Annotated in this window: 5 protein-coding genes; 1 reads left to right on the top strand and 4 read right to left on the bottom strand. The window is 43.0% G+C overall.

Annotation, left to right across the window (positions count from 1 at the left end; all coding sequences use genetic code 11):
* Positions 1-93: 93 nt before the first annotated feature.
* Complete coding sequence (locus A1D16_RS12885) at positions 94-1,293, bottom strand: aminotransferase class I/II-fold pyridoxal phosphate-dependent enzyme (RefSeq protein ID WP_290710088.1); 1,200 nt, start codon at positions 1,291-1,293, stop codon at positions 94-96.
* Between the two features lie 199 nt (positions 1,294-1,492).
* Between A1D16_RS12885 and A1D16_RS12880 the strand changes: the two genes are divergently transcribed.
* Positions 1,493-3,307 (top strand): hypothetical protein, encoded by a 1,815-nt coding sequence (locus tag A1D16_RS12880; protein ID WP_290710086.1) that lies wholly within the window; start codon positions 1,493-1,495, stop codon positions 3,305-3,307.
* A 48-nt stretch (positions 3,308-3,355) separates the two neighbouring features.
* Here the strand turns inward: A1D16_RS12880 and A1D16_RS12875 are convergent, their stop codons facing one another.
* The 3 genes from A1D16_RS12875 to A1D16_RS12865 form a co-directional block, all read right to left on the bottom strand.
* Complete coding sequence (locus A1D16_RS12875; protein WP_290710083.1) at positions 3,356-4,402, bottom strand: serine hydrolase domain-containing protein; 1,047 nt, start codon at positions 4,400-4,402, stop codon at positions 3,356-3,358.
* Between the two features lie 300 nt (positions 4,403-4,702).
* Complete coding sequence (locus A1D16_RS12870) at positions 4,703-5,152, bottom strand: tetratricopeptide repeat protein (protein ID WP_290710081.1); 450 nt, start codon at positions 5,150-5,152, stop codon at positions 4,703-4,705.
* Between the two features lie 435 nt (positions 5,153-5,587).
* The coding region (locus tag A1D16_RS12865; protein WP_290710079.1) for a DUF4329 domain-containing protein at positions 5,588-6,352 on the bottom strand (765 nt) is incomplete at its 5' end.

Genomic DNA, 6,352 nt, shown 5'->3' with positions numbered 1-6,352 from the left:
AACAAAATTATTGTGCCATAACAGGTATTGTAAACTACCACAAATTTCATGCGAGAAACTGTGCAATCCCCCTGATTCGGGGTAAATAAATCCCTACCTGCGCGCAGCTTTTGTTGCTTTTTTTACACTATTTGAAAAGGCTGTGTAAATTTCTTCGGGGGTACGGTATAAAAGGGTTTCATTAACCGTAAGTAATACCCGGTTCTTTTCATCGGGGCGCGGTAAGCGGATCCGGTACTGATCTCTCATTTCTTCCTGGAATATTTGGGCATCGAGAGCCGGCAGTTGAAGGGTATAAATATTTGTGCCGCCCGGTATGGGCTGTACCGCGAAACCGGGAATTTTAGGGAGAAGCTCGCTGATTTTCCCAAATGCCAATATGGCCTGTTGTAGCCGATTTTCAAAGCCATCTAACCGGTGCAGGGCCATGGCGGCATTGGTCCAGTTTCCATACATGGTGCCGCCGTGTATTTTCATCAGGTGCGACACCTGGCTGATATGGGCCTGGCTCCCACATAAAACCGCGCCGGAAGAAGCGCCCAGGTATTTGTAAAGCGATATATATACTGTATCAAAATACCGGGCATAGGTTGCCACGGAATGACCCGACCAGGCGGCTGTCATAAAAATCCGGGCGCCATCCAGGTGAAGGGGTAGTTGTTTTTCTTTACAATAGGCGCTGATGGCTTTGATTTCCTCCAGCGGCACCAGTTGTCCGTTGGCACGCCGCACTGGATTTTCAATTGAAACCGCTCCAATGCCGGAGGAAAAAACTTCCTGTTCAGGCAGTTTGTCGATTGCAGCTTTTAATTCGGCGGCGGTAAAAAAAGCTTTTTCTCCACCGAGCGGCATCAATCTTTTGGAAAAAACTGTTTGGGCGGCATCGGCTTCATCGCGGTATACATGGCTCAGGTCCTGCACATAAACTTTTGTATTGCTACCGCTGAGGAGGGAAATAGCCAGTTGGTTGGCCAGGGTACCGCTGGGCAGGAAGATGGCTTTCTCTTTGCCGGTAATCCGGGCCATTTCTTTTTCCAGGGCTTCTACCGAGCCTCCGGCACCATAACGATCGCGCTCAATTTTGCCAGCGGCCTGCAATTCATTCAGCACCTGCAGGTATTCTTCGGGCTCCAGCATATCGCCATCGCCGTAAAACTTAACATAGGGTTGTTGGGTAGCCGCAATGGTATTTTCGCTATTGGCCGCCCAAGCCGGTAGCGCAGGAAGCAATGCAGGTAACATCGCTGCCCCGGCCGACTTTAAGAAAACTCTCCGGTGATTTGCTTTTTCCATGAAGGCATATTTGCTTCAAGGTAAGTATTTACCACCGCCCTTTGAAGGCAGTTTTTTACAACTGGCAGCAGTCAGCCCGTGTTACACCCGTACCCGCACTTGTTTAGCAGCAGCTATTTCTAAGGTTCAACCGGCCTCCGATTCCGTTAAATTATCATGAATCTATATCTTTAGCCCAATATCAACCTATACCTAAACTATGCGTTCAGTGTTCCGTGCAAGCCCGTTTTATTCGTGCTGCTTTTTTCTCCTACTTATTACCGGTTTTCAACCCGCTGCGGCCCAACAAACCCAGGTTACCGACAGCCTCCATAAACTTTACCAGAAAAGCACTGATCTACCGGAAAAAGCCAGGCTGGCCGGCGAATTGTCGCAGATTTTTATGGCCATCGACACCTTGCGTTCGGAGCAATGGGGCAACCAGGCTATTGAGGATGCAGAACTATCCAGAAACCGGAAAGCCATGTTTAAGTCACAGCTCGACAATGGCATCCGCCTCGCTTATTTAGCCACCAGGAAAGGGTACAATACCAAGGCCCTGGAATATATGGACAATGCTTTCCGGATGGCCAAAGAAAACAAACTGGAAAAAGAACAGGCTGAAAGCTTGTTGTGGAAGGCTTATGTATATCGGAACAATTCGGAAATTGACCAGGCATTTACCCAAACTACCCAGGCCTTAACCCTGGCACAAAGCGCTGGTAACGACAGTTTACTAGCCGCCTGTTATTTTTCCTTTTCTGAATGCCATAAGGAAAAAGGCGAAAAATTACAGATGCTCAAAAATGTTTTTGAAGCCCTATCCGTTGCAGAAAATATCAATAACCATGCACTGCTCCGAAATGGGTACCTGCAATTGGCAGAATTCTATAAATCTGTTAAGAACTACGATAAAGCATTGGATTATGCCTTCCGGGTACTGGACCTCGATACTCATAGCAATTCTGACGAATCAAAATACGGACGAACACATGTTTATAACTCCATTGCTATCATCTACCAACTCAAGAAAAATTATTCCATGGCGGAATCTTTTTTCAACAAATCAATATTATACGCCGACACTATTCAGTTTCAACCGCTGAAAATGCAAGGCTATATGGGGCTGATGAACCTTTATATTGATAATAAAAACCCGGTAAAAGCGCTGGATTTCTTCAATACCAAGCAAGACCTGAAGCAATCTATTGCCGGCTATGGAATGTCCAGTGTTATTGACCAGGCCTACGCTCTTATATATTCCCGTTTAAACAAGCTCGATTCCGCCAGTTATTATTATGCCCGCTGTTTACCATTTTTTGAAAACAATGTAAACCCTGCTTCCAAACTGAATTTTTATTATTACTATGCCGAGCACCTGATGCAGAAAGCGGATAAAACAGCCGCTATAGCCATCTATCAGAAAGGCAAACAAATTGCCGATGCTACTAAAAACCTCGATTGGATGAGGATCTACTCCAGGCTGCTTGATTCCTCCTATTCCATGACTGGCAATTACGCGCAGGCCCTGTATTATAACAAATTGTACAACCGGTATAAAGACAGCCTGGACAAGCTGGGCAAAGAGGATGAAATTCTGCTGCTACAGATTTCTGACGAAGAAAAACGGCAGGATCGGTTGGCGGCCGCAGAAAAGGAAAAACTGGAAAAACGCAACAGGATTCAGTATATGTCTATAATAATTGCCATCGCCGCCCTGTTTTTATTACTGGTTTTATTGGGCTTATTAAGGGTTTCTGCCACCACCATCCGGATTTTTGGCTTTTTTGCTTTCCTGATGTTTTTTGAATTTATTTTCCTGGTGTTTAAGAAAGGTATTTATGGTATAACCAAAGGAGAACCCTGGAAAGACCTGGCCATGATGATATTGATTGCCGCCATCCTGGTGCCCCTGCACCACTGGATAGAACATAAGGTTATCCATTATCTTTCTTCACAGCATATGCTGAAGCTACGAGATAACAGCAAAGCCTGGTGGAATCGCATTTCCAAAAGAGGGGAACCCGTTGCCTGAGCAGCCAGCTGCAGTAGATAAGAACCAACTATATAAATTTAACCACATTTAGAATGCGGGTAGCTGGTATATTTTCCCGGATAATTCATATAAGTTGGTAGCATTGGAATTGCTCAACACCACAATGGTTTTTCCGGTTTTCATGGTGTGAATCCAGTTGGAGCAGGACCCTAAAATTCCACCTGTCCGGTAATAAAAGGGTTCGCTAAAATCGCCCCAGCCGGAAGCCCCCCAGAAACCATAGGCGGCATTACCGAGTGATTCATGAATTTTCAATAACTGACGGGTAGTTGCCTTGCTGAGCAAAAGGTTGTTGAAGAGGGCGGCATCCAACAACACCAGGTCTTTTGCATTGGAATAGAGAAAACCTGCTCCAAAATACATATCGGGCAGATAGGCTTCTTCTGCAGTAAAGACCTTCAAACTATCGTCGTAAATATAGGAGGGCACCAAACCCGGGATCTTTGTACCGCCAACAGCAATACCGGTATTTTTTAAACCCAGGGGCTGAAGAATCACCTGCTTCAAAATGGTTTCGTACGATTTGCCGGTAACCTGCTCAAGAATTGCATGCAATATTATATACTCCGTATTGGAATAGGCTGATTTTGTTCCGGGTGAATCTACCAGCTTACCGGAACAATACCGCTCAATAAAAAGGTGCAGGGGAAGTTTGGTTTGGTAAGGCGTCATGCCCAGGGGATCCAGGATATTTTCTATCCCCGAGGAATAGGTCAACAGCTGGTGAATGGTTACCTGGTTTCTAGCTGGTCCTTTGTAGGCGGCATAATAAGTACCAATGGTACTATCGAGGTGCAGGCGTCCTTCTTCCACCAACTTCATTATCAAAACTGCTGTAAAAACCTTGGTCATAGACGCAATTTTAAAACGGGCGGTTGGTTTTACAGGCAGGAAGGGCGGCTTTCCTCCTACGGCCTTTATGGCTTTAAGTTGTCCATTTACGGCTAAAATTGCTACCCCACTAAAATTTTCTTTATCGGCATAATGTTGCAGCAGGCTGTCAAACCCGGGGGACTGTGCACTGGCGGAAAAGGCCAGGAGCACCGTTATGATGGAAAGAGTCAGTTTTCTCATATAGTTGGTACCCCTACAACAATATTCTGCAGAAATAGATCGATGGCCGGGCAACAAAACACAGGAATTGTTTTTTCTGAAGGGCCGGCTGCCTTTGTTTTCTTCCTGTTAAGACTTTTGGTTCGCCGCCAGGTTAATGTTTAAGTAACCTTTACATCAGTTTAGGTAAAGGCTATTCGCGTACTTACAAATTGCCTTTGCAACGGAAACCGCTGGTTTAAATAGACTACTAAAAACGTATACGCTACTGACTAATTAATTAGCCAATAACTCAAAAGCCCCACCAGCATTCTTTTTTGATTAATCATGTGCAGCTTTCAACTGGCTTGCCCGCTGCAACCAAATCTTAGCAATACGGGTATTTTTTTCGATACCGATGCCATAATAATAACAACGGCCCAGTTCATAAAGAGAATTTATTTCACCTAACAACGCAGCTTTTAAATAGCATTCAACTGCCTTACCGGTATTTCTTGCAATACCCTCTCCAAGTTCGTAACAGATGGCAAGATCAAATAGGGCATCAGGATAGTCCAATTTTGCAGATAATTTTAAATACCGCACGGCCTCCCGAGTATTCTTGTTTACAAATCGTCCATGCAAATACCAAGTTCCAAGCGCGTATATAGCTTCAGGATTCCCTAAATCAGCTGATTTATTCAATATATTGAATACCTTTTTCAAATCCGCGTCGTTCCTTTCCATTTCCGAATGGGCCATCCGTAGATATTTTTCAGCTTTTGCACTCACTGTATTAAATTTAACACAAATCCACCAGATAACCAGGTGGAAAATTGCAGCTCATTGAACAACAATTCTAAACTAATGACTGCCGATAAAATATATCCAAAAACGAAAATAAACTGATTTTCGCACAACCTATAAACAATATCCACTCACCGAAATTACGGCTACATTATCTTTCTTCAGGTCAATGCTCATTACGTCTAAAGACAAAATAATAGGTGTCGAAAAAAAACGGACCCTAATCTTTGTATTTGTACTATTTAGATGATTTAATAATCACTTTTCGGTAAATGTGAGACTTGTTTAAAAGATTTCATACTGAGGAAACAGACTATTTTTTTACACTATAAATTAAAAAATGTAAGCGACAGCAAAACATGTCCGAATACTAGATTATGTTCAAAAAATTTAAACAACCCTATTTTTCTAGAAAAACGACTATTCCTCCCAAATGAAATGCTCCTCAACAACTTTGTATGCTCCAGGATGCTTGTATCCTTTCTGTCTATTCCGTTGTATTAATAAAGGATTATTATAATCATACGGCAACCCCGTTGCTATGGTAGTAATTTCAGTTGAGAGCGGGAATCCTTTGTAAACAATATTGTTAGCCCTGGCAACTAGAAGCATGCCATTTGGATTGACTAAATAAAATGACAAATCCGGTCTCTTGCTATGATTTTCGACATCATAATCAAACGCTATAAAACCTGGAGTTTTTTCCGAAAAATTCAAATCAGTCGCTCTGTCATACTTCCCATGTGTATGTATATGCCCAGCAATATCTTGATCTGGAATTTTAAATTTCGCCTTTAATTCCGATACCCCTGGCGAGGAACTTTTTCCTCCTAGTGAACCATCTGTACCGGTGTATAATTTCCTTTTCCCGTCTACCTTTCTAAGTATCAATGATGAAATCTCTACATCTTTTTCAATTGAAATGGGATTATATTTTAAACCCCACGATAACGCAAATGCATCTTGGCTCTTAAATTCAGTTTTATCATTATTTGCTGGATCAATAACTTCCCCATTCACAGAAAACAGATCTGGCCCTTTAATTCGAACTGCGAATCCCCATTTTAAATCTTCTTCAAGCATATCCCTACTATACCTGCCATCAGGATCAGTAAAGCGAATTGGGTTATTAAATGCATAGTTGTATGGACTCCAATTATCTCCAGCCTCACTCAAAGGATCAAT

Origin of the sequence: Flavihumibacter sp. CACIAM 22H1 (assembly GCF_001601815.1) — a bacterium.
Lineage (GTDB): Bacteria > Bacteroidota > Bacteroidia > Chitinophagales > Chitinophagaceae > Flavihumibacter.
The sequence above is the reverse complement of the archived record's forward strand: the minus strand, read 5'-3'. Positions and strand labels throughout refer to the sequence as shown.